This is a genomic window from Streptomyces rubradiris, from assembly GCF_016860525.1.
Lineage (GTDB): Bacteria > Actinomycetota > Actinomycetes > Streptomycetales > Streptomycetaceae > Streptomyces > Streptomyces rubradiris.
Genome location: NZ_BNEA01000015.1, coordinates 5061012 through 5081839, shown reverse-complemented (window position 1 = coordinate 5081839; position 20828 = coordinate 5061012). Strand labels below are relative to the sequence as shown.

Below are 20828 nucleotides of genomic sequence, written 5' to 3'. Positions count from 1 at the left end.
CCGGCTCTCCCGGCGGGGCCGCTACGCGTCCTTCAGTTCCTGCCGCTGCCGGCCGAGCCCCTCGATCTCCAGCTCCACCACGTCCCCGGCGCGCAGGTACGGCTTGGGCTCGGGCGCGCCCATCGCCACTCCGGCCGGCGTGCCCGTGTTGATGACGTCGCCGGGGTACAGGGTCATGAACCGGCTGAGGTAGCGCACGACCTCACCCACGGGGAAGATCTGCTCGGCCGTCGTGCCGTCCTGCTTCAGCTCGCCGTTCACCCACAGCCGCAGCGACAGGTCCTGCGGGTCGGCGATCTCGTCGGCCGTCACCAGCCACGGGCCCAGCGGGTTGAACGTCTCGCAGTTCTTGCCCTTGTCCCAGGTCCCGCCCCGCTCGATCTGGAACTCCCGCTCGGAGACGTCGTGCGCCACCGCGTACCCGGCGACGTGCGCGAGCGCCTCCTCAGCCGAGTCCAGGTAGCGGGCCGTACGGCCGATGACGACCGCGAGTTCGACCTCCCAGTCCGTCTTCGCCGAGCCGCGCGGCACCAGCACCGTGTCGTCCGGCCCGACCACCGTGTCCGGCGCCTTGAGGAAGACGACCGGCTCGGCGGGCGGCTCGGCGCCCGCCTCGCGGGCGTGGTCGTGGTAGTTCAGCCCGATGCACACGACCTTCCCGATACGGGCGACCGGGGGGCCGATCCGCAGTCCGGTCGCGTCCAGCGCGGGCAGGTCGCCGGAGCCGGCCGCCGCCCGGAGCCGGGCGAGCGCCTCCTCGTCGGCGAGGAGCGCGCCGTCGATGTCGTCCACGAGGCCTGACAGGTCCCGGAGGGTCCCCCCGGCGTCGAGCAGTGCGGGGCGCTCGGCCCCGGCCGTACCGACTCGCAGCAGCTTCATGGTCACCTTCTCCCTCGATCGCGGGCGCCCCGCCGATGGGTGCAGCCATCGAAAGGACTGGCTGATCCTCCAATTCCCCTGTCCAGTCCGCAAGACCCTGTTCAGGTACTGGACCGTAACCGGGACGCCCGGTACCGCTCAGCGGTACAGCAGGGCCTGCTCCGCCGCGCTCCACGCCGTGCTGGTGACGATGTACAGCGCGGCGGCCAGCGGGACGAACGCCACCGAGACGAGGGTGAAGAAGGACAGGAACGGGGTCACCCGGGTGACCGCGGCGAGGCCGGGCACCTGGTCGCCGCCGACGGCCGGGGCGGGCCGGCCGGCCATCGTCCGCCGGGCGCGCCGGTAGTTGACGGTGGCGACGGCCGCGACGAGGGCGAACAGGCCGAGGTAGACCAGTCCGGCCGGGCCGAACACCCCGCCGTCGGCGAGCGCGTCGGCCCAGCGTCCGCCGAGCGGTGCCGTGAACAGCCGGTGGTCCAGCAGGGAGTTGCGCTCGCCGCCGATCGTGGTGCTGGAGAAGAGGTGGTAGAGGAGGAAGAAGGCGGGCAGCTGGAGCAGGCCGGGCAGGCAGCCGGACAGCGGTGAGACCTTCTCCCGGGCGTGCAGTTCGAGCACCGCCCGCTGGAACCGCTCCGGGTCGCGGGCGTGCCGGGCGCGCAGCGCGTCGATCTCCGGCTGGAGCGCGGCACGGGCACGCCGGCCGCGCGCGGCGGCCCGGGACAGCGGGTGGACCAGGAGCCGTACCAGCGCGGTGAACAGGACGATCGCGGCGGCCGCCGCGGAGGCGTGGAAGAGCGGGGTGAGCAGGTCGGCGAGGTGCTCGACCAGACGGGCGAAGACGGACATGGGTGAGCCCTCCGGGGGTCTCGTCGTGCCGGAAGCGGCCGGAACCAGGGGATTCGGCCGGAAGCAGGGGTCCGGTGGGGAATCAGGGGGTTCGGCGGGGAAACGGCATGACGAGCCGCGCGGGATCAGCCGTCGGCGGATACGCGGACGTGCGGCCCTACGGCCTCACGGGTGCGCAACGTACGGATGCGCGGGTGCGCGGGGGTACGGGTGCGCGGACGCGGGGACGTACGGGTGCGCCCGAGCGTGGCTGCGCCGACGTGCCCTACGCGGCGGTCGTCGCCGGTCCGGCGTGTCCGGGGGCCCTGGGCCGTCGCCGGCCGGGTGCGTCGGGGTCGCGCTGGGGCAGGAAGGCGGTGCGGCGGGCCCGGTCGCGGATGGCCGTGCGCACGCGGGTCGGGGGTACGGCGGGCACGCGCCGCGCGGCCAGCAGGGCGCAGGCGGCGAGCGTCGCGGCGACGGTCGCGGTCGCGGCGAGGGCGACGGCGGTGGTGAGACCGCCGCTGCCGAGGAGGGCGGTCTGGAGCAGCAGCAACTGCGCCAGGGCCGGCAGGAAGGCGAGGGGACGGGGGCCGACCGCACTGCCGCGCATCACAACTCCCCCTCTCTCCTTCGCACTTCCGTACACCGTGCCTCCGATCAGTGTGCCAGACGCGCCGGTTCGGTCTCCAGGGGCTCCAGCAGCCGCTTCGGCAGCAGCAGCGCCCTGCTGACCGGGTCCTGGGGAGCGGTGTCCAGTTCCGGCCCCGGCACCATGACGATGTCGGCGACCGGCACGGGAGTTCCGCAGTCGGCGCACGTTCCGTACGGCCCGACCTCCCCGCCGCAGTCCGCGTGCCGGAAGGACCGCAGCCGGCCGGCGTCGGCGTGCTCCAGCCCCCACTGGCTCAGGGCGCGCAGCGCGGGCCACAGGGCGGTGCCGCGCTCGGTGACGACGTACTCGTCGCGCGGCGGCGCCTCCTGGTACCGGCGCTTTTCGAGGATGCCCTGCTCGGTGAGCGTGCGCAGCCGGTCGGAGAGGACGGCGCGCGGGATGCCGAGGTGGACGAGGAAGTCGTTGTAGCGCCGGACGCCGTAGATCGCGTCGCGGACCACGAGCAGTGTCCAGCGCTCGCCGACGACCTCCAGAGCGCGGGCGATCGAGCACTCCTGCGTCACGTAGTCCTTGCCCAGTGCCATGCCGTCCACTGTAACCGCGCACGGTGCATTGGTTCAGTGAACGAACCGACAGTGCTACGGTGTCGCCGACCGAGGTTGATTCAATGACCGAACCGATACGCGCGGGCTTCGCCGGACCGGACCGGACCGGACGCCGGCCCCGGAAGGACACGACAGACCATGCCCCGGCCCGACTCCGCGACCACCCCAGGCACCCCGGCGAGCGACTCCGCGACCATCCCAGGCACCCCGGCGAGCGACTCCCCCGCCGCCCCAGGCACCCCACCGGACGACTCCCCCGCCGTCACAGGGGAAGCGCCCGCGCGCCCCGGCGCCACCCTGGCCCTGACCAGCGCCGCGACCGCCGTGACCCTCATGTCGTACACCGCCCCGATGGTCACGCTGCCGGACACCGCGCGCGATCTGCACACCCCGCTGTCCGCCCAGGCCTGGCTGCTGAACGGCACCCCGCTCGGGCTCGCCGCCCTGCTGCTGGTGGCCGGCAGCCTCGCCGACGACCACGGCCGCCGCCGGATCTTCCTGGCCGGCACCCTGGGCCTCGGCCTCACCACCGCCCTCGCCGCGGTGACCACGTCGACCTGGCAGTTCACCCTGGTCCGGGTCGCCCAGGGCGCGGCCAGCGCGGCCCTGCTGGCCAGCGCGCTCGGCCTGATCGTGCACGCCTTCCCCAGCCCGCGCGGCCGGCTGCACGCCACCGGGGTGTGGGGCGCGTTCGTCAGCGGCGGCATCGCCGTGGGCCCGCTGCTCGCGGGCGCCCTGCCGAACTGGCGGCTCGCTTACGCCCTGCTGGGCGCCGCCGCGCTGGTGGTGGCCGCGCTCGGCGCCCGGAGCCTCACCGAGTCACGCGCCCCGCGCGGCGGCCGGCCGGACGTGCTCGGCGCGCTCACCTTCGGCGTGGCGCTCGCCGCCCTGGTCGCGGCCCTCACCCTGGGCCGGGACGGCTGGCTGCGCGCCCCGGTCGGCCTGCTGCTCGCGGCGGCCGTGCTGCTCATCGCCGCCTTCGCCGCGATCGAGCGCCGGGCCGCCACCCCGATGATCGACCTCGGGCTGCTGCGCCGGCCCCGCTTCCTGGCCTCCTCCGCAGGCGGCCTGTTCACCGGTCTCGCCGTGATCGGCGTGTTCAGCTACCTGCCGGCGCTGCTCCAGCAAACCCTGTGCCTGTCTCCCCTGGCCACGGCCTGGCTGTTCCTGCTGTGGGCCGGGCTGAGTTTCGCCGTCGCCCTCCAGGTCAGACATCTGGACGGCCGCCTCGCCCCGCGCACCCGGCTCGCCCTCGGCTTCGCCCTGCACGCGGTCGCCGTGCTGACGATGCTCGGTGCCGTCGGCGCCGGTTCCTGGCCCCGACTGCTGCCCGGCCTGGTCATCGCCGGGGTCGGCAGCGGGCTGCTCAACGGCGCGCTGCCGCTGCTCGCCGTGGAGTCGGTGCCCCGGGAGCGGGCCGCGATGGGCTCCGGCGCCCAGCAGACCTTCCGCTACATCGGCTCCTGCGCGGGCGTGGCCCTGACCATCGCCCTCGCCACGTCGGCCGGTGACCTGGCCCGGGGCACGGACCTCGCCCTGCTGGTGTCGGCGGGGCTGGCGGTGGCGGGCGCGGTGGGCGTGCTGGTGTCGCGGGAGGCCGCGTGACCCCGCCCGGGGTGCTCACCCGGGCCGCACGGACACCAGCCTCGCCCACACCACCAGCCGGTAGCGGGAGGTGAACTCGGGGGTGCAGGTGGTCAGGGTGAGGTAGTGGCCCGGCTCGTCGTACCCGTACCCGGGCCGGACCAGCGAGCGCGGGACGGGCCGTACGACCCCCACGTCCCGGGCCGTCGTGCGCGGCAGGACGCGGTCGACGCCGTAGGTGTACGTCGCCGAGCCCGTCTCCACCTCGACGGTGTCCCCGCGCCGCAGCCGGGGCAGGTACCGGAAGGGTTCGCCGTGGGTGTTGCGGTGCCCGGCGAGCGCGAAGTTCCCGGCCTGGCCCGGCTGCTGGGTGCCGGGGTAGTGACCGGCGTACCCCTTGTTCAGCACTTCCGCCCGGTCCACGCCCTCCGCGACGGGGACGCGCAGCCCCAGCCGGGGGATGCCGAGGACGGCGTACGCCCGGGAGTGGTGGGGCGGGGACGCGGGGGCGTACGGGCGCCGGGGCGCGGAGGAGGTTCCGGGGCGCGCCGGGTCGGCGTCCGTGGCCGGGTCCGTGTCCGGAGCCGTGACGGCACCGCCGGAAGGACCACCGCCGAGCCCGGCCGCCGTACCCTCGCCCCGCTCCCCCTCTCCGTCCTCTTCCCACTGCCGCTCCAGCGCCGCCACCGCGCGCTCGGCGCCGCGCCGGGCCTCCCGGTTGGTCCACCACATCTGGTGCGCGACCAGCAACAGCAGGACCAGCCCGGCCGTCACCAGCAGCTCGCCCCCGCCCCACAGCACCCGCCTGCCCCAGGCACGCCGGCGCCGGTCCCCGTGCCCCACGACCCGTACGCCCGCAGCCGCCCGCATCCACCCCCACCTCCTCCGCCAAGCCGCCCGCACGATAGGCCCGGCGCCCTCAACTGGCCATAGGCATCAGGCCGATCGCCTTTTCCAACGGGTTTGAGGAAGGGCCGTCACAACCCTCGACAACGCCGTCCGGCAGCCCCGATGCTTCGTGGTGGCATACCGGGGGGACGAAGCGGCACCGCTTCCGGACGCGGTGCCGCAGCCGCATGGAGAGGCAGCGAACGCACCCATGATCCGACGCAGAACACTGCTGGCCGCCGCGGGCGGCGGCCTGCTCGGCAGCGCACTGGCCACGGGCACGGCCCGGGCGGACGCGACGATCTCCGTCAACCCCTCGGCGTCGTACGGCACCTGGGAGGGCTGGGGCACCTCCCTGGCCTGGTGGGCGAACGTCTTCGGCACCCGGGACGACTTCGCCGACATCTTCTTCACGACCAGGAGCACCACGTACAACGGCACCTCGCTGCCCGGCCTCGGCCTGAACATCGCCCGCTACAACCTGGGCGCGTGCGGCTGGAACAGTGTGGGCGGCACGACGATGGCCGTCTCCCCGAACATCCCCTCCTTCAAGCAGATCGAGGGCTACTGGCAGGACTGGACGAACGAGGACCCGGCCTCCGCTGCCTGGAAGTGGACGGCGGACGCCGCCCAGCGGGCCATGCTCGTGAAGGCCACCCGGCGCGGCGCGATCTCGGAACTGTTCGCCAACTCCCCCATGTGGTGGATGTGCACGAACCACAACCCGTCCGGCGCGGCCGACGGCGGCGACAACCTCCAGTCCTGGAACCACCGGCAGCACGCCGCCCACCTCGCCGCCGTCGCCCTGTACGCCCGGCAGCACTGGGGCGTGGACTTCGCGACGGTGGAGCCGTTCAATGAGCCCTCCTCGTCCTGGTGGACCGCGACCGGCACCCAGGAGGGCTGCCACATCGGCGCGGCCACCCAGGCGGCCGTACTGCCGTACCTGCGCTCCGAGCTGGACAAGCGGGGCCTGACCGGCACCCGGATCGCCGCGTCCGACGAGACGGGCTACGACCTGGCCCGCACCACCTGGAACTCCTTCTCCGGCACGGTCAAGGGGCACGTGGACCGGGTCAACGTGCACGGCTACCAGGGCTCCGGGGGCCGCCGCGACCTGCTGTACACGGACGTGGTGACCACCGACCGCAAGGCCCTGTGGAACTCCGAGACCGGCGACGGCGACGCCACCGGCCTGACGACGGCGAGCAACCTCCTCTACGACTTCCGCTGGCTGCACCCCACGGCCTGGGTGTACTGGCAGGTGATGGACCCCAGCGCGGGCTGGGCGGCGATCACCTACGACCCGGCCACCCGGCAGCCCGGCGCGGTACAGACGAAGTACTACGTCCTCGCCCAGTTCACCCGGCACATCCGCCCCGGCATGACGATCCTCGACACCGGCGTGAGCTACGCGGCGGCGGCCCTGGACCGGCCGGCGAAACGCCTGGTGATCGTCGCCGCCAACACCTCCGCCGCCGCCCAGACCCTGACCTTCGACCTGTCCCGCTTCACCGCCGTCACCGGCGGCCCGGACGGCCTGGTCCCCCGCTGGAACACGGTGACGACGGGCGGCGACCGCTACGCACCCCACTCCGACACCCGCCTCAACGGCACGTCGGTGTCCGTCCCGTTCGCACCGAAGTCGGTCCAGACCCTTCAGATCGACGGCGTCACCGGATAGGTCCGGCGAGGCGCGCCGTACAACCCTGGGCATCGCTGACCAGTCCTCAAGGTGTACGAAAAGCAACCCGTTCGACGCACTCATCACACCGTGAGGACCGCTTCCATGAAGTACCGTCCGGCCGTGGTCGCGGCCGCAGCCTCCGTCGCCCTGCTCACCGGCACGCCCGCCGCCGGGGCGGCGGAGGACGGCCTGAACTCCCTGCCCCTCTGCACCGACGTGTCGACCGCGTTCGGCGACTACAAACAGCGCGACCTGAAGGCGTCGTTCGACATCGCCGCCGACGAACTGGTGCCGGGCGGCGACTGGGCCCCGGCCAAGGGCTCCGTGACCAACCTGGGCCGGCGGGACATCCCGGAGGTGGGCGTGCGCGCCTACCCCTGGCTCCAGACCGAAGAGCCGGAGTACCAGGACCTGACCAAGTTCGTGAAGCTGGAGGTGCGCACGGCGGACGGCGCCTGGCAGCCCGTGAACGGCATGGAGATCGTCGCCTCCGAGCCCCTGCCGTCCGGCCAGACCCGCTCCTACGACCTGCGGGTGCGGGTGATCAAGGAGGTGCCGGCGGGGCTCGGCGGCTCCGAGTTCGACTTCAGGGGCGCCTTCGAGGACGTGTACCGCTACCCGGACACCGGCAAGGAGGTGAAGTGCCTGGGCACCGCCCCCGGGTACGACGCGATCCGCATCCGGCGCGCGACCACCACCCCCAAGCCGACCCCGAGCTCCGCCCGGCCCACGCCGACCGCGTCCCAGGCCACCCCCACCCCGACGTCCACGCCCACGTCCGCGCAGCCCACGGCGTCCCCGAGCACCACCGCGTCGTCCACCCCGTCCCCCACCTCGACGACGTCGGCCGCCCCGGTCCCCGCGTCCGCCCCCTCCGCAACGGGCGGTGAGCTGGCCGAGACCGGCGGCTCCGACGCCACCCTCCCGCTCGCCGCGGCGGCCGCCGGCCTGGCCGTACTGGGCGCCGGAGCGGTGGTGTTCGCCCGCCGCCGCAGGGGCTGACGGACCGGCCGGCGCCGGGGTGACCGCGTGCCGGTGTCACCGTACGGCGGTTTCCCCCGGCGGCAGGGCGTCCTGGTAGCCGTTCGTGGGCCGGGGGACCTTCGTGACCGTACGGGCGTCCAGCGCGACCGGCGCGGACGCGGTGCCGAGCGTCCCGCCGGGGTGCCAGGTCCCGGTGACCGTCACCCAGGTGTCGGCGGGCGGCACGGGCCCGCCGTGGACGCGCACCTTGACCGACTGGGCGTCGGCGGCACAGCAGTTGAGGACGAGCCGGGTCAGCTCCCAGCCGTCGCCGTCCCCGGGGGTCACGAAGCCGGTCATCCGGACGACGCGCCCCTTGATGGCCTGACCGCGGTCCTCCCGCACCCGGCTGGTGAAGTCGGAGAGGGTCATGGGCAGGGGTGAGGTGCGCGGCAGCGGACCGAAGTCACCGCGGTGGACGACGGGCTTCGCCGACTGCCGGGCCGCGGTGTAGGCGCCGAGGGCGGGCGGGGCGTAGCAGAGCAGGCTGAGGGCGGGGAGGAGCAGCAGCCAGGCGACTCCGGGCGGCCCGGAATGCCCGTGACCGTGCCCGTCACCGTTGTGCGCCCCTCTGTCGAGGACGGCGCTCGCGAGTCCCAGCAGAAGCAGCACGGCCCCGGCGGCGATGAGCAGGGGCCGCATGCCCTCCTTGACGTAGCGCAGGTACAGGTCCGTGACCAGGGAGACGTGCAGCAGCCCGAGCCCGCACAGCACGAGCAGCCCCGCCTGGAGCGACCGCCTCACAGCAGCACCCCCGCGGTCAGCGCCGAGCAGGCGACGGCGACGACCGCGGTCGCGGCGGAGAACCGTACCGCGAAGGCCCGCCCGAAGGTTCCCGCCTGGAGGGCGATGAGCTTCAGGTCGACCATCGGCCCCACCACCATGAACGCCAGCCGCGCCACCGGCGGGAACCCGGTCAGCGAGGCGGCCAGGAAGGCGTCGGCCTCGGAGCACACCGCGAGCACGATGGCGAGGGCGGCGAGGAACAGCACGGACAGCCAGGGCGAGGCGGAGAAGGTGTCGAGCACGGAGCCCGGGACGGTGACGTTGAAGGTGGCCGCGGCCATGGCGCCGACCACCAGGAACCCGCCGGCGTGCAGGAAGTCGTGCTGGAATCCGCGCCGGAACTCCTCCCACCGGCTGTGTCCCGCCCGGTGTCCGGTGTGCCGTGCGGCGGGCCGCAGCCACTCGGCCCGCCCGAACCGCAGCCACAGCCAGCCCATGACGACGGCGGTGGCGAGGGAGGCGAGCAGCCGGGCGAGCACCATGGCGGGATTCCCGGGGAACGCGATCGCGGTGGCGGTGAGCACGACCGGGTTGACGGCGGGCGCGGAGAGCAGGAACGCGAAGGCGGCGGCCGGGGTGACGCCCCGGCTGATGAGACTGCCGGCGACCGGCACGGAGGCGCACTCGCACCCGGGCAGCACGACCCCCGCGACACCGGCCACCGGGACGGCGAGCGCGGGCCGGCGCGGCAGGACACGGCGGAACACGCTCTCCGGCACGAAGGCGTTGATGGCCCCGGACAGGGCGGTGCCCAGCACCAGGAACGGCAACGCCTGCACGGTCACGGCGAGACACACGGTCCGCCATGCCTGCACGGCCGGGGCGTCCCCCCACCGCCCGAGCAGGAAGACGACGACCCCGGGGAGCACGGCGGCACCGAGGAGCAGCAGGGGCCAGAAGGGGGGCGGGGCGGGCGAGGGGGGCGGGGCGGGCGTCCGGGGGGCCGGCGCGTCGACGACCGGGTTCTCGGCGACCGGGTTCTCGACGACCGGGCTACCGGCGACCGGGTTCTCAGCGACCGGACTCCCGGCGACCGGACTCCCGGCGGTCGGACTCCCGGCGGTCGGCCCCTCACCGGCCAACGTCTCAGTGGCCGGCGCGCCAGCGGTCGGCACGTCAGCCGGCGCCGTACGAGTCAGCGTTGTGCGGGGCGGTGTCGCAGGGACGGCCGCCTCGGGGGCAGGCGGCTCAGGGGCCGGCGCTGTGCGGGACGGTGCGCCGAGGACTGACGCTTTTCGAACCGGATTCTCAGGGAAGGGCGCGGGCACCGCACGAAGGCCGGCCACGCCACCCGGCGGATTGCCCTCCCCGGGGCCCCGCCGCTCTCCCTCCCCGGAGCCCGTCCGCTCTCCCTCCCCGGAGCCCCGCCGCTCCGGTACCGGGCTCACCCCGCCCACCTCCCGCACGTGCCGGCCCCCCTGTCCTCCCGGGCCCCGGTGGGCCCCTGTGTCCGCCCGCCCGAAGATAGCGGTCGGCCACGGCGGCCCGTACGTGGCCCCTGTGCGCCTCACGTTCACCGGCGCCCGGCAGTACGGTGTCCCCCATGCGCCCCGACACGCCTGCCGAGAACGTCGACCACACCGCCGAAGCGGCACGCCTGGAGCGGACCGCCGGACTGTACCCGGAGGACGCCGAGACCCTCCTGCTGCGGGCGGCGGCCCACCTGGAGCTGTCCGGCGACCGCCCCGCCGCCACCACGCTCTACGACCGCCTGCTGTCGTCGTCAGCGGAACTGGCCAACCCCGCCCTGGTCCGCGCCCTGAAGGCCTCGAACCTGTGGGAGTACGGCCACGAGGCCGAGGCGAGGGCGATCATCGAGGGCATCCGCGCGACGGCCCCCCGGGACCCGGCCCCCTGGGTGATCGCGGCGGAGGCCCTGGAATCGCACGACGAGCTGGAGGCGGCGGCCGAGACGTTCACGGAGGGAGCCCGCCTGCTGATTCCGGGCCCGGCGGAAGCGCCCCTGCCCTCCACCCACCCCCTCCTCCACGGCCGCCACCGCGTCCGCCGCATGCTGGGCCTGCCGCACGACGACTGGGACACCCTGGCGGACACCGTGCACACGGGCCCGGTCTCCCTCGACGAACTCCACGACCCGAAACGGGTGTGGTCACTGGGCTCGGACAACCCGGCGGAGCTGGAGGCGGAGATCTCCCGCCTGCGCGCGGAGCTGGGCGCCTACCGAGCGGCCCTGTCCCGCCCGTTCCCGGTGGCGGTCCTGCACTGGCCCGCCCCGGAACTGGAGGAACTCCTCACGGCGTACCCCACGCTGTCCACGGAGTACCCGTCCCACACCGAGCACCTGGCGACCATAGAGTCCTCCTTGCGCGAACTGGCCTCCTCGGGCACCCCCAACCTGGGCATCGTGACCGGCACGGTCCCGTCCTACGAGGCCTTCGCAGCATCGGAAGCCACCTCCCCCACCGACCCCACCCTCCTCCCCCAGTACGCGACGACCCTGGCGGCCCGGGGCCGAGCAGTGGCTTGGCCACCGGGGGAGGGGGCGGGGTGTTGGTGTGGGGCAAAGTTGGGTTACGGAGAGTGTCACGGGGCCGACTAACGGCTCAACCACCATTCACGGTGGTAGCGGACGTAATCCAGGTGAACCTTGTGCTTCGGGCGCCGCTTGAGCTTGGGCCGGACGTTCACGCCGAAGGCGCCTGCCCGTACGACGATTGACCAATCGTCGTCGATGACGAAGGCGCCTATGTCCAGGCCGACGTGGCAGTTGGGGCAGAGGCAAAGGACATTCGGCTCGACGTCCGGGCCCCGGTGGGGCTTGCCCAGAGGTCGGATGTGGGCGCCTTCGCTGTACGGCTTGCCGTTTGGGCCGAGCAGGCGGAGGCCGCACACTTGGCACTCTCCGTCATGGAGCCTTTTCACATTCCGTATCACTGCGTTGTCCCGGATCAAACGCTGTACCCGGGTCAGCCGCGTCTCAGGGAACTTCTCCTGCTGGGCCGGCTCCTCCACCACACCCGCCTCCTCAACGGGCTCGTCCGGGTCGCCTTCAGGCTCCGTACCCTCCTCCGGCACCTCGTCTCGCTGATCGAGCAAGTCGGCGATCTGACCCTCGAGAGCAGTCGGATCTTGGCGGTCTTCCGGAAGACGCTTCAAGTCGAACTGGCATATTTTTATGGGTGTTCCGTCGGGAGCCGGTGACTGTGCAACGGCGGTGCGGATGGCCGTGACCAGGTACAGGCCGTCGTACCGGTAGCAGTCGATCGGTGAGTACCGGCTGTCACCGTTATATCCGCGGATGACACGTACCGGGTGGCCGCGTTCGTAGCTCCGCTTCAGGGCAGCATTGTCCACATAGTCCCAGGATTGGCTACGCCGAAGCCTTGGCTCCCCCTTGACCTTGTACTTGTCCTTGTCAGACGAGGCACCTGTGTAGCGGATGGTGTCCCAATCATCATGATCATCCTGGTATCCACCGTGCAGGACGATGGCGTCCGCTATGTGGCTACCATCATCATCTGCAAGCTTTGAGATACCCCTAACTGTGTCGCTGTGCAGGTTGTTGCGCTTCACCTGCACGCGGCGGTGGAACTCCGCACCCGGAGTGATGCCCTCGATGTGTCCGATCTTTCGCTCTCCCACAACGCCATACTGAAGCGAATCGATCACTTGTGTCACTCTCGATTCGCAATGTGACGCAAGCCAGGGTGTCAGTAGTTCCTGTTACAACTAGTCGTGTCACAAAGGGATCAAGGGGGCGGGCGTGATGCAGCCAGATCAGACTCAGCCGGTGGCAGGGGTGTACGAGGAGCTCGTGACCCGCCGCTTGCAGGACCGCATCCAGCAGCTGAACACAGCAGGCTGGAAGACGGTGGAGGCAGAGGTCAGCGAAGAATCGACTCCCCACGTGCTCGCTCGCCACATTGGCGAAGCGGTCCGCATCCATCTAAGCCAACTCCCGCATGGCCAGCAGGTCGACGCGGCGAACGACATCATGCGTGCTCTGGCATCCCGCATCGACACCCCCGAAGCAGGCGAGGTGGTCGAGACCATCGCGGACGGCCCTCGGCAACTGCTCGCCTTGGCCAAGCAGGAAGCACCGGGCGTCTTCGCCCTCCGCCCACTCACCCCCTTGTCTGAAACGGCGCTCATGACCAACGCTCCGGAAGACCCCAGCCTGGGGGCGGAGCTGAGGGCGGAGCTGGCCACCGCGGACCGCATCGACCTGCTCTGTGCGTTTGTGAAGTGGTACGGCATAAGGGTCCTGGAAGACGCTCTCCGCGCTGCAAAGGACCGGAACGTGGAGATCCGGGTCATCACGACCACGTACATGGGAGCCACTGACCGCCACGCGCTTGACCGACTCGTCCGCGACTTCGGCGCTACCGTCAAAATCAACTACGAGACGCGCTCCACCCGCCTGCACGCAAAGGCATGGCTGTTCCGTCGCAACACGGGCTTCGACACCGCTTACGTCGGCAGCTCGAACCTGTCCAAGGCCGCGCTGCTTGATGGCCTGGAGTGGAACGTACGGCTGTCATCGGTCACCACACCAGCCGTGCTGGACAAGTTCGAAGCAACCTTCGACGCGTACTGGAACGACATCGCCTTTGAGACATACGATCCCGACCTTCACAGCAAGCGCCTCGACGGAGCACTGGCCCAGGCGAGCGGGGTGACTGCGCCTACCGACCTGAAGATCAGCCTTTCCGGCCTTGAGGTGCGCCCATACCCGCACCAGCGGGACATGTTGGAGCGGCTCAGGATCGAGCGAGAGATCCGCGGACGGCACCGGAACCTGCTCGTTGCAGCCACGGGCACGGGAAAGACCGTGATGGCCGCACTGGACTACCGCACTCTGTGCCGGCAATCGCGCGACGGACGGCGGCCTACGTTGCTGTTCGTCGCCCACCGCAAGGAAATCCTCAACCAGTCCCTGCGCACATACCGGGAGGTGCTGGACGACGCCTCCTTCGGCGAGCTGCTGTACGCAGGGCAGGATCCGCAGGACTGGACCCACGTCTTCGCCAGCGTCCAGTCACTCAACATCCGACGGCTTGAACAGCTGGCTCCAGATCACTTCGACATCATCGTCATCGACGAGTTCCACCACGCCACCGCTGCCACGTACCGCCGGGTGATCGACCATTTCAAGCCCAAGGAGTTGCTCGGCCTGACGGCGACCCCCGAGCGGATGGATGGGCTGAACGTCCAGGACGAATTCTTCGACGGACGCATCGCTGCAGAGATGCGGCTGTGGGAAGCACTGGAAAATGATCTCCTCTGTCCATTCCACTACTTCGGCATCCCTGACGGTACAGATCTGAGGAACCTAGGCTGGCAGAGGGGGGCGTACGACGACCAGGACCTCGACAATCTCTACACGGGCAACAAGGCACGGGCACGGATCGTGGTGAAGCAGATCCGGGACAAGGTTTCGAACCCCGCGGCGATGCGCGCGCTCGGCTTCTGCGTGAGCAAGAGGCACGCCCACTTCATGGCGAACTTTTTCACCGAGGCCGGCTTCCATGCCGTCGCACTGGACAGTGACTCGTCTGTTGACGTGCGTGACCAGGCACTGACAGATCTGCGTGACGGCAGGTTGCAGGTGATCTTCTCTGTCGACCTGTTCAATGAAGGACTCGACATTCCTGACGTCGACACCCTTCTCCTCCTGCGCCCCACCAACAGCGCAACAATCTTCCTTCAGCAGTTGGGGCGAGGCCTGAGGCGCACCGAGACGAAGCCCGTGCTCACGGTCCTCGACTTCATCGGGCAGCACCGAGCAGAGTTCCGCTTCGAAGAACAGTTCCGGGCCCTGACGAATCTTTCACGCAACCGGTTGGTGGAGCACATCGAGCATAACTTCCCCCAGCTGCCATCCGGCTGTCAGATCCTCCTGGAAGGCAAGTCCAAGGACCTCGTTCTTGACAACATTCGAAGCCAACTGAATGCGAACGTCCGTACGTTGGTGAGTGAGGTCAAGGCCTATGGCACGCCACGCCTAGCAGACTACCTCCGCGAGAGCCGCCGAGAGATCAAGGAGCTGTACAAGAACGACAACTCCTGGACAACCGTCCTGCGCCGGGCGGGCCTGACCGACGGGGCCTCACCGTCGGGAGAGGCGGCGCTACTCAAAAGGGTTCATGCCTTTCTCCATGTGGATGACCCCGAACGCGCTCAGGCCTACCTCCGCCTCCTCGAAGACGACGCCCCTCCGTACGAGGAGCTGAGCCCAGCCGACCAGTCGTATGCCCGCATGCTGTTCTTCAACATCTGGGATGACGCCGGCGGGTTCACCAGTTATGGGGACGGTATCGCTTCCCTGCGCTCTCAGCCGCAGTTCCGGGACGAGCTGCGACAGGTACTGTCGTACGTCATTGAGCAGGCAGATCACTTCCCCCTTCCACTGTCGGGCCGCCTCGGCACCATTCCGCTAAAAGTCCACAGCGCCTACAACCGTTCCGAGATCCTCGCTGCGCTAGGTGTGGCTCGCTTCGGTGGCCAGATGCCTCGAACCTTCGCGCAGGGGGTGCAGTGGGTTGAGGAGCTCCAGACGGACGCCCTGCTCATTACACTGGAGAAGAATGAGAAGGATTTCTCGCCAACTGTCCGGTATAAGGACTACGCGCTAAGCCCAACACTGTTCCACTGGGAGTCTCAGAACGCGACGGCCGCTGAATCCAGCACCGGCGTGCGGTACCAGGAGCATGCACAGCGCGGCAGTGAGGTTCTGTTGTTCATGCGCCGCTACAAGAGCACGGATACGGGCAAGCCACACCCGTGGATGCTCCTTGGCCCTGCAACCTACGTAACGCACACCGGTAGTAAGCCGATGGCGATCACTTGGCGCCTGAAGCACGAGCTTCCAGCCGACGTGTGGACGTACTCAGCTATCACTGGCAGCTGACCGCGGTCTCGCCTTCGGTTACGTCATGAACAGAAAGGCGGTGGGCGCCGCGTGGTGCGGCGCCCAGGGGGCCTACTGCTACCTACGCCATCGCCGCCAACTCCGCCCGTCCGAACAACAAGGCGTACCCCGGAGGCAGCTGGGACAGCACCCGGGTGGTCAGGGGTTCGCCCACGTGGGTGGCGAGGACGCTCAGGACCGAGCTGACGTCCCAGCGGGCCGTGGCCGGGGTCGCGCCCTCGATGCGGGTGGCGACCGAGTCGACGAACTCGCGGGCCGTCAGGGGGTGGGTCGCGGGGATCTGGGAGGCGAGGACCCGGCCGGCCTCGCGCGGGAGCGCCTGCGCCAAGGCCACGCGTTCGTCACCGGTCACGTGGCCGCCCAGGGCCGACAGGACGATACGGGTGATGCGTTCCGCCTCCGCCTTGGTCGTGTACTGGCCCGCCTCGCGCACCGCCTCGGTCAGCTCCAGCCAACCCGTGTCCTCGGCCGCTTCCCGGGTGCGGGGGCGGGGCGGAGGGGTCTGGGCGGGGATGGTGGTTCTCGGCTGCGGGGTGGTCACGGTCATCGTGCTGGCTCCTCCTCCGGGACACTGCGGGGCACCGACAACCCGGTACCCCGTAACGCGGCGGGCATGAGCGGGAGTTCGGCCAAAGTGCGGCGTGTGGTGTCTCTGGTGGTGTGTGGTTCCTTGTGGCGTGTTGTGCTGATTTATCGGCGTGTTGTCGCCATGGGCCCCCTCACCCGGTGGTGCGGGAAGGGGGTACGCCCGCCCGGGCGCGTCCCGGGTCCCGCTCCGGCCCCGGGGCGCGTCCGTACCGGCCGTGGCCGACGGCCCGCGGCGGTGACCGACGGCCATGGCGGTGGCCGACGGCCAGTGGAGGTGGCCGACGGCCAGTGGAGGTGGCCGACGGCCAGCGGCGGCGGCCGACGGCCATGGCGGTGGCGGCCGGGTTCAGCCGCTGATCTGCCTGCGGCCCGATCCGCCGCCGGTGATCTGGATGCGGCGTGGCTTGGCCTGTTCGGCCACCGGGATGCGCAGGGTCAGGACGCCGGCGTCGTACGACGCGTCGACGCGGTCCGTGTCGAGCGTGTCGCCCAGGAACAGCTGGCGGGTGAAGGTGCCCGTCGGCCGCTCGGCCACCAGCATCTCCGCGCCCTCGGGGGCGGGGCTCCGCCGTTCGGCGCGGACGTTCAGGACGTTGCGCTCGACGTCCAGTTCGATCGTCTCGGGGTCGATGCCGGGCAGGTCGAAGTGGACGAGGAACTCGTCCCCGGACCGGTAGGCGTCCATCGGCATCACGGCCGGACTCGCGGCGTTCGCGCCGAGCACCTGCTGCGCGAGCCGGTCGAGTTCACGGAACGGATCCGTGCGCATGAGCATCACAGGTCACTCCTCTCTTCAGGCGCTGCGTGCGATGCCCTACGGCTTCTTATATAACTCTCCGCTGGAAACTTGACAAGCCTCGACTCAGGGTCGTAACACCCTCCGACCTGCGCGTTAACCTCGGGGCAGACATCACGGATAACGAGGGTTACCAGGAGGCACTCATGGCCAGGGTTCCCAGCGCGGTCGTCGCCGCCACCGGGCTCGTCGGCGGCTACGGCGTCGCCCGTTGGACCAAGAAGCGGCAGCTGGGCGGGGCCGTGCTGGCCGTCGCCGGGGCCGCCGCCGCGCAGCAGTGGCGCTCCCGGGCCGGCGGGAAGGCCGCGGGCGCGCTGACCGCCGCCTACGTCGCCGCCTTCGCCGGCTCCCACCCGCTGGCCAAGAAGGTCGGCGCCTGGCCGGCCGTCCTCGGTGTCGCCGGCGCCGTCGCCGCCGCCTCCTGGGCCGTCGCCGACCGCAAGGCCTGACGGCCGGGACATCACTTACAGGGGGCTACGGGCCAAGGCCGTCCCTACGACGCCCTCCCCTCCGCCCGGAACGCCCTCCGGTACCCCTGCGGGCTCGTCCCCACCACCCTCCGGAAGCGTTCCCGGAAGGCGGTGGGGGAGCCGAAACCCGTCTGGGCCGCGATCCGTTCCACGGGGTGGTCCGTCGTCTCCAGCAGGTGCTGGGCCCGCCGCACCCGGGCCCGGTGCAGCCACTGGAGCGGTGTCGTGCCGGTCTGGTCGCGGAAGCGGCGGTTGAGGGTACGGGTGCTCATGCCGGCCTTCGCCGCCATCTCGTCCAGCGTCAGATCGCGGTCGCAGTGGTCCTCCAGCCAGCGCAGCAGCGGCTCCAGGGTCGCGCCGGCCGGCGCCGGGGGCAGGTCCCGGACGATGAACTGGGCCTGCCCGCCCTCCCGTTCCAGCGGCATCACGGACATCCGGGCCGCGTGCGCCGCGACCGCCGAGCCGAAGTCCCTGCGGATCATGTGCAGGCACATGTCCAGCGCCGCCGCCGCGCCCGCCGACGTCAGGAACTGACCGTTGTCGACGTAGAGCACGTTCGGGTCGACGGTCACCTCCGGGTACCGCGCCGCCAGGTCGCCGGCCGCGATCCAGTGGGTCGTCGCGCGCTTCCCGTCCAGCAGGCCCGTCGCCGCGAAGAGGAACGCGCCCACACAGATCGACGCGATCCGGGTGCCGTTCGCCGCCGCCGCGCGCAGCGCCTCGGCCACCCCGGGCGGCAGCGTCTCCGGCGGGTCCGCCACCCCCGGCAGGATGATCGTGTCGGCCTCCGCGAGCGCCTCCAGGCCGTACGGCGCCCGGACCGTGAAGGCGCCCGACGCGACCTCCTCCCCCACCGAGCACACCCGCACCCGGTACGGCTCCCGGCCGTCGGGCAGCCGGGCCCAGCCGAAGGTGTCGACGGGGGCGGACAGATCGAACGGGATGACGCCGTCCAGCGCCAGTACGGCCACGGTGTGCATGGCAGGAACCTAGCCGTACCACCGGTTGTCGCCAACCCCCGCCGAGCAGGCAAGACGTGGGCCGCACACCCTCCTCGTGCCGGTGGCGGGAATCCGTCGGCAGGTGGCAATCCCGCCGCTTCCGCGTGATCCCACCGCCTCCTAGCGTCGCCCCGTGACCAAGTTCCTCCTCGCCGTGCACGTCATCGCCGCGATCCTCGCCATCGGGCCCGTCGCCGTCGCCGCCAGCATGTTCCCGCCCGTCGCCCGCCGGGCCGCGGCCACCACCGGCCCCGGCTCCACCGACGCCACCGCGAGCCTTCACCTGCTGCACCGGATATGCCGCGTCTACGCCGTCGTCGGCGTCGTCGTCCCCGTCTTCGGCTTCGCGACCGCCGGCGAGATGGGCGTACTCGGCAGCCCCTGGCTGATCGTGTCCATCGCGCTGACCGCCCTCGCCGCCCTCGTACTGGTCGCCCTGGTGCTGCCCGCCCAGTCCGCGCTTCTGGAAGGGAGCACGGAAACCGGCCGGGCCGCCCGCCTCGCCATGTACACCGGCCTCTTCAACCTCCTCTGGGCCGCCGTCACCGTCCTGATGATCGTCCGGCCGGGCTCCACCACCGGCGCCTGAGAGCCGGCCCCCCCCTCACGGCCTGCTCGCCGCCGGCGGTGCCGTAGGGCCACTGCTGCCACTGCCCCGGGAGCCCGGCGCGCCCCGGGCCGGCCCCGCCGCCGCCTTCGCCCGGCTCGCCACCGCCGTCAGCGGGCGGGCGATGTCCTCCAGGGAGCGGCGTTCGGCCCGCACCGCCAGGAACACCGCGACCAGGCCGGCCGCGCACATCAGCACCGCGCCGATGGAGAAGGCCAGGACCGTGTCCCGGACCCGGCCGGTGCCCGTGAGGTCGGCGAACAGCAGCGGGCCGCTGATGCCGCCGGCCGCCGTGCCGATCGCGTAGAAGAAGGCGATGGACATGGCGCGGGTCTCCATCGGGAAGATCTCCGACACCGTCAGATAGGCGCTGGAGGCGCCCGCCGAGGCGAAGAACAGCACCGCGCACCAGCAGGCGGTCAGCGTGGCCGCGGTCAGCGCGCCCCGGTCGAACAGCCAGGCCGTGCCGAACAGCAGCAGGCCCGACAGCAGATAGGTCGAGGAGATCATCACGCGCCGGCCGACCGTGTCGAAGAGCTTGCCGAGCAGCAGCGGACCGCAGAAGTTCCCGGCCGCGATCACCGCGAAGTAGTAGCCGGTGCGGTCGGAGGGGATGTCGTAGAACTTGGTCAGGATCGCGCCGAAGCCGAAGGTGATGGCGTTATACAGGAACGCCTGGCCGATGAAGAGGGAGAAGCCGAGGACCGCGCGCCTGCGGTAGCGGCCGAAGACCGTGCGGGCGATCTCCAGGAAGGAGACGCTCTTGCGCTGGTGGATCTCCAGCTCGCCCTCGGCGTCCGGCAGCCGTTCGCCGCGCTCGGCCTCCACCCGGCGTTCGATGCCGGAGACGATCTCCTCGGCCTCCCGGTCCCGGCCGTGGATCAGCAGCCAGCGCGGGCTCTCCGGGACGTGCCGCCGTACCAGGAGGATGACCAGCGCGAGGACGGCGCCGAGGGCGAAGGTCAGCCGCCAGCCGACGTTCGCGGCCAGCAGGTCGGTGTTCAGCGCGACGATCGACAGCAGGGAGCCGCCGACCGCGCCCAGCCAGAAGCTGCCGTTGATGAGCAGGTCGACCCGGCCGCGGTAGGCCGCCGGGATCAGCTCGTCGATCGCGGAGTTGATCGCCGCGTACTCGCCGCCGATGCCGAAACCGGTCAGGAAGCGGAACAGGAAGAACCACCAGGCCTGCCAGGAGACGGAGGTCAGGGCGGTCGCGGCCAGATACACCGCCAGGGTGATCATGAAGAGGTTCCGGCGGCCGAACCGGTCGGTCAGCCGGCCCCAGAACAGGGCTCCGGAGCAGGCGCCCGCGACGTAGAGCGCGGCGGCGACGCCGGTGACCTGCCCGGAGGAGATCGCCAGGCCGCTGCCGGACTCCGACAGCCGGCCGGCGATGTTGCCGACGACCGTGACCTCCAGGCCGTCCAGGATCCATACGGTGCCCAGCCCGATCACGACGGACCAGTGCCAGCGGGACCAGGGCAGCCGGTCCAGCCGGGCGGGGATGTTCGTGGTGATCGTCCGGCCGGTCCGCACCGGCGGCGTCTCCGCTTCGCTCATGGGCTCCCTCCTCGTCGA

19 protein-coding genes are annotated in these 20828 nt (G+C 71.4%); 7 read left to right on the top strand and 12 right to left on the bottom strand.

All coding sequences use genetic code 11. From position 1 onward, the window contains the following. Positions 1 to 21: 21 nt before the first annotated feature. The 4 genes from Srubr_RS35825 to Srubr_RS35810 all read right to left on the bottom strand — a co-directional run bounded on the left by Srubr_RS35825 (position 22) and on the right by Srubr_RS35810 (position 2916). Positions 22 to 879, bottom strand: coding sequence for a fumarylacetoacetate hydrolase family protein (locus Srubr_RS35825; RefSeq protein WP_189995835.1), 858 nt, complete (start codon positions 877 to 879; stop codon positions 22 to 24). A gap of 138 nt (positions 880 to 1017) precedes the next feature. Further along, the gene (locus Srubr_RS35820) at positions 1018 to 1728 is read right to left on the bottom strand and encodes a YidC/Oxa1 family membrane protein insertase (protein WP_189995837.1); all 711 of its coding nucleotides are present in this window, start codon (positions 1726 to 1728) and stop codon (positions 1018 to 1020) included. 265 nt (positions 1729 to 1993) lie between these two features. Beyond that, positions 1994 to 2320, bottom strand: coding sequence for a DUF6412 domain-containing protein (locus Srubr_RS35815; RefSeq protein ID WP_189995839.1), 327 nt, complete (start codon positions 2318 to 2320; stop codon positions 1994 to 1996). A gap of 47 nt (positions 2321 to 2367) precedes the next feature. Further along, positions 2368 to 2916 (bottom strand): winged helix-turn-helix transcriptional regulator, encoded by a 549-nt coding sequence (locus Srubr_RS35810; RefSeq protein ID WP_189995841.1) that lies wholly within the window; start codon positions 2914 to 2916, stop codon positions 2368 to 2370. Between the two features lie 150 nt (positions 2917 to 3066). Between Srubr_RS35810 and Srubr_RS35805 the strand changes: the two genes are divergently transcribed. Continuing rightward, a complete protein-coding gene (locus tag Srubr_RS35805) occupies positions 3067 to 4533 on the top strand; it encodes an MFS transporter (protein WP_189995843.1) in 1467 nt (488 codons plus the stop codon). Between the two features lie 15 nt (positions 4534 to 4548). Here Srubr_RS35805 and Srubr_RS35800 read toward each other — a convergent pair whose 3' ends face one another. Continuing rightward, on the bottom strand, positions 4549 to 5382 hold the full coding sequence (locus Srubr_RS35800) for a class E sortase (RefSeq protein ID WP_189995845.1): 834 nt from the start codon (positions 5380 to 5382) through the stop codon (positions 4549 to 4551). 229 nt (positions 5383 to 5611) lie between these two features. Between Srubr_RS35800 and Srubr_RS35795 the strand changes: the two genes are divergently transcribed. Together Srubr_RS35795 and Srubr_RS35790 are read left to right on the top strand one after the other, a co-directional pair. After that, on the top strand, positions 5612 to 7084 hold the full coding sequence (locus tag Srubr_RS35795; RefSeq protein ID WP_189995847.1) for a glycoside hydrolase: 1473 nt from the start codon (positions 5612 to 5614) through the stop codon (positions 7082 to 7084). 105 nt (positions 7085 to 7189) lie between these two features. Continuing rightward, positions 7190 to 8089, top strand: coding sequence for an LAETG motif-containing sortase-dependent surface protein (locus Srubr_RS35790; protein WP_189995849.1), 900 nt, complete (start codon positions 7190 to 7192; stop codon positions 8087 to 8089). A gap of 36 nt (positions 8090 to 8125) precedes the next feature. Here the strand turns inward: Srubr_RS35790 and Srubr_RS35785 are convergent, their stop codons facing one another. Further along, entirely contained in the window at positions 8126 to 8854 is a 729-nt protein-coding gene (locus Srubr_RS35785) for a TIGR03943 family putative permease subunit (protein WP_189995851.1), read from the bottom strand. After that, entirely contained in the window at positions 8851 to 9978 is a 1128-nt protein-coding gene (locus tag Srubr_RS35780; protein WP_373313521.1) for a permease, read from the bottom strand. The genes Srubr_RS35785 and Srubr_RS35780 overlap by 4 nt, the downstream gene beginning before the upstream one ends. A gap of 461 nt (positions 9979 to 10439) precedes the next feature. On the opposite strand from Srubr_RS35780, the gene Srubr_RS35775 reads away from it, so the two are divergent. Then, positions 10440 to 11456 (top strand): tetratricopeptide repeat protein, encoded by a 1017-nt coding sequence (locus Srubr_RS35775; protein ID WP_189995853.1) that lies wholly within the window; start codon positions 10440 to 10442, stop codon positions 11454 to 11456. Here Srubr_RS35775 and Srubr_RS35770 read toward each other — a convergent pair. Beyond that, positions 11453 to 12526, bottom strand: coding sequence for a YDG/SRA domain-containing protein (locus tag Srubr_RS35770; RefSeq protein ID WP_203855069.1), 1074 nt, complete (start codon positions 12524 to 12526; stop codon positions 11453 to 11455). The genes Srubr_RS35775 and Srubr_RS35770 overlap by 4 nt on opposite strands. A 97-nt stretch (positions 12527 to 12623) precedes the next feature. Here Srubr_RS35770 and Srubr_RS35765 point away from each other — a divergent pair, with 97 nt between their 5' ends. After that, positions 12624 to 15767: a DUF3427 domain-containing protein gene (locus Srubr_RS35765; RefSeq protein WP_189996023.1), complete on the top strand. Its 3144-nt coding sequence runs from the start codon at positions 12624 to 12626 to the stop codon at positions 15765 to 15767. An 82-nt stretch (positions 15768 to 15849) separates the two neighbouring features. Here the strand turns inward: Srubr_RS35765 and Srubr_RS35760 are convergent, their stop codons facing one another. Both Srubr_RS35760 and Srubr_RS35755 read right to left on the bottom strand, forming a co-directional pair. After that, positions 15850 to 16335, bottom strand: a complete 486-nt coding sequence (locus Srubr_RS35760) for a DUF2267 domain-containing protein (protein ID WP_189995855.1) — start codon at positions 16333 to 16335, stop codon at positions 15850 to 15852. Positions 16336 to 16722: 387 nt separating this feature from the next. Further along, complete coding sequence (locus tag Srubr_RS35755) at positions 16723 to 17151, bottom strand: Hsp20/alpha crystallin family protein (protein ID WP_189995857.1); 429 nt, start codon at positions 17149 to 17151, stop codon at positions 16723 to 16725. A 167-nt stretch (positions 17152 to 17318) separates the two neighbouring features. Between Srubr_RS35755 and Srubr_RS35750 the strand changes: the two genes are divergently transcribed. Continuing rightward, positions 17319 to 17621, top strand: coding sequence for a hypothetical protein (locus Srubr_RS35750; RefSeq protein WP_189995860.1), 303 nt, complete (start codon positions 17319 to 17321; stop codon positions 17619 to 17621). 44 nt (positions 17622 to 17665) lie between these two features. Here Srubr_RS35750 and Srubr_RS35745 read toward each other — a convergent pair whose 3' ends face one another. Continuing rightward, complete coding sequence (locus tag Srubr_RS35745; protein WP_189995861.1) at positions 17666 to 18622, bottom strand: GlxA family transcriptional regulator; 957 nt, start codon at positions 18620 to 18622, stop codon at positions 17666 to 17668. A gap of 154 nt (positions 18623 to 18776) precedes the next feature. Between Srubr_RS35745 and Srubr_RS35740 the strand changes: the two genes are divergently transcribed. After that, positions 18777 to 19232, top strand: a complete 456-nt coding sequence (locus tag Srubr_RS35740; RefSeq protein ID WP_189995863.1) for a hypothetical protein — start codon at positions 18777 to 18779, stop codon at positions 19230 to 19232. A 15-nt stretch (positions 19233 to 19247) separates the two neighbouring features. Here Srubr_RS35740 and Srubr_RS35735 read toward each other — a convergent pair whose 3' ends face one another. Then, positions 19248 to 20810, bottom strand: a complete 1563-nt coding sequence (locus Srubr_RS35735; RefSeq protein WP_189995865.1) for an MFS transporter — start codon at positions 20808 to 20810, stop codon at positions 19248 to 19250. Positions 20811 to 20828 lie beyond the last annotated feature (18 nt).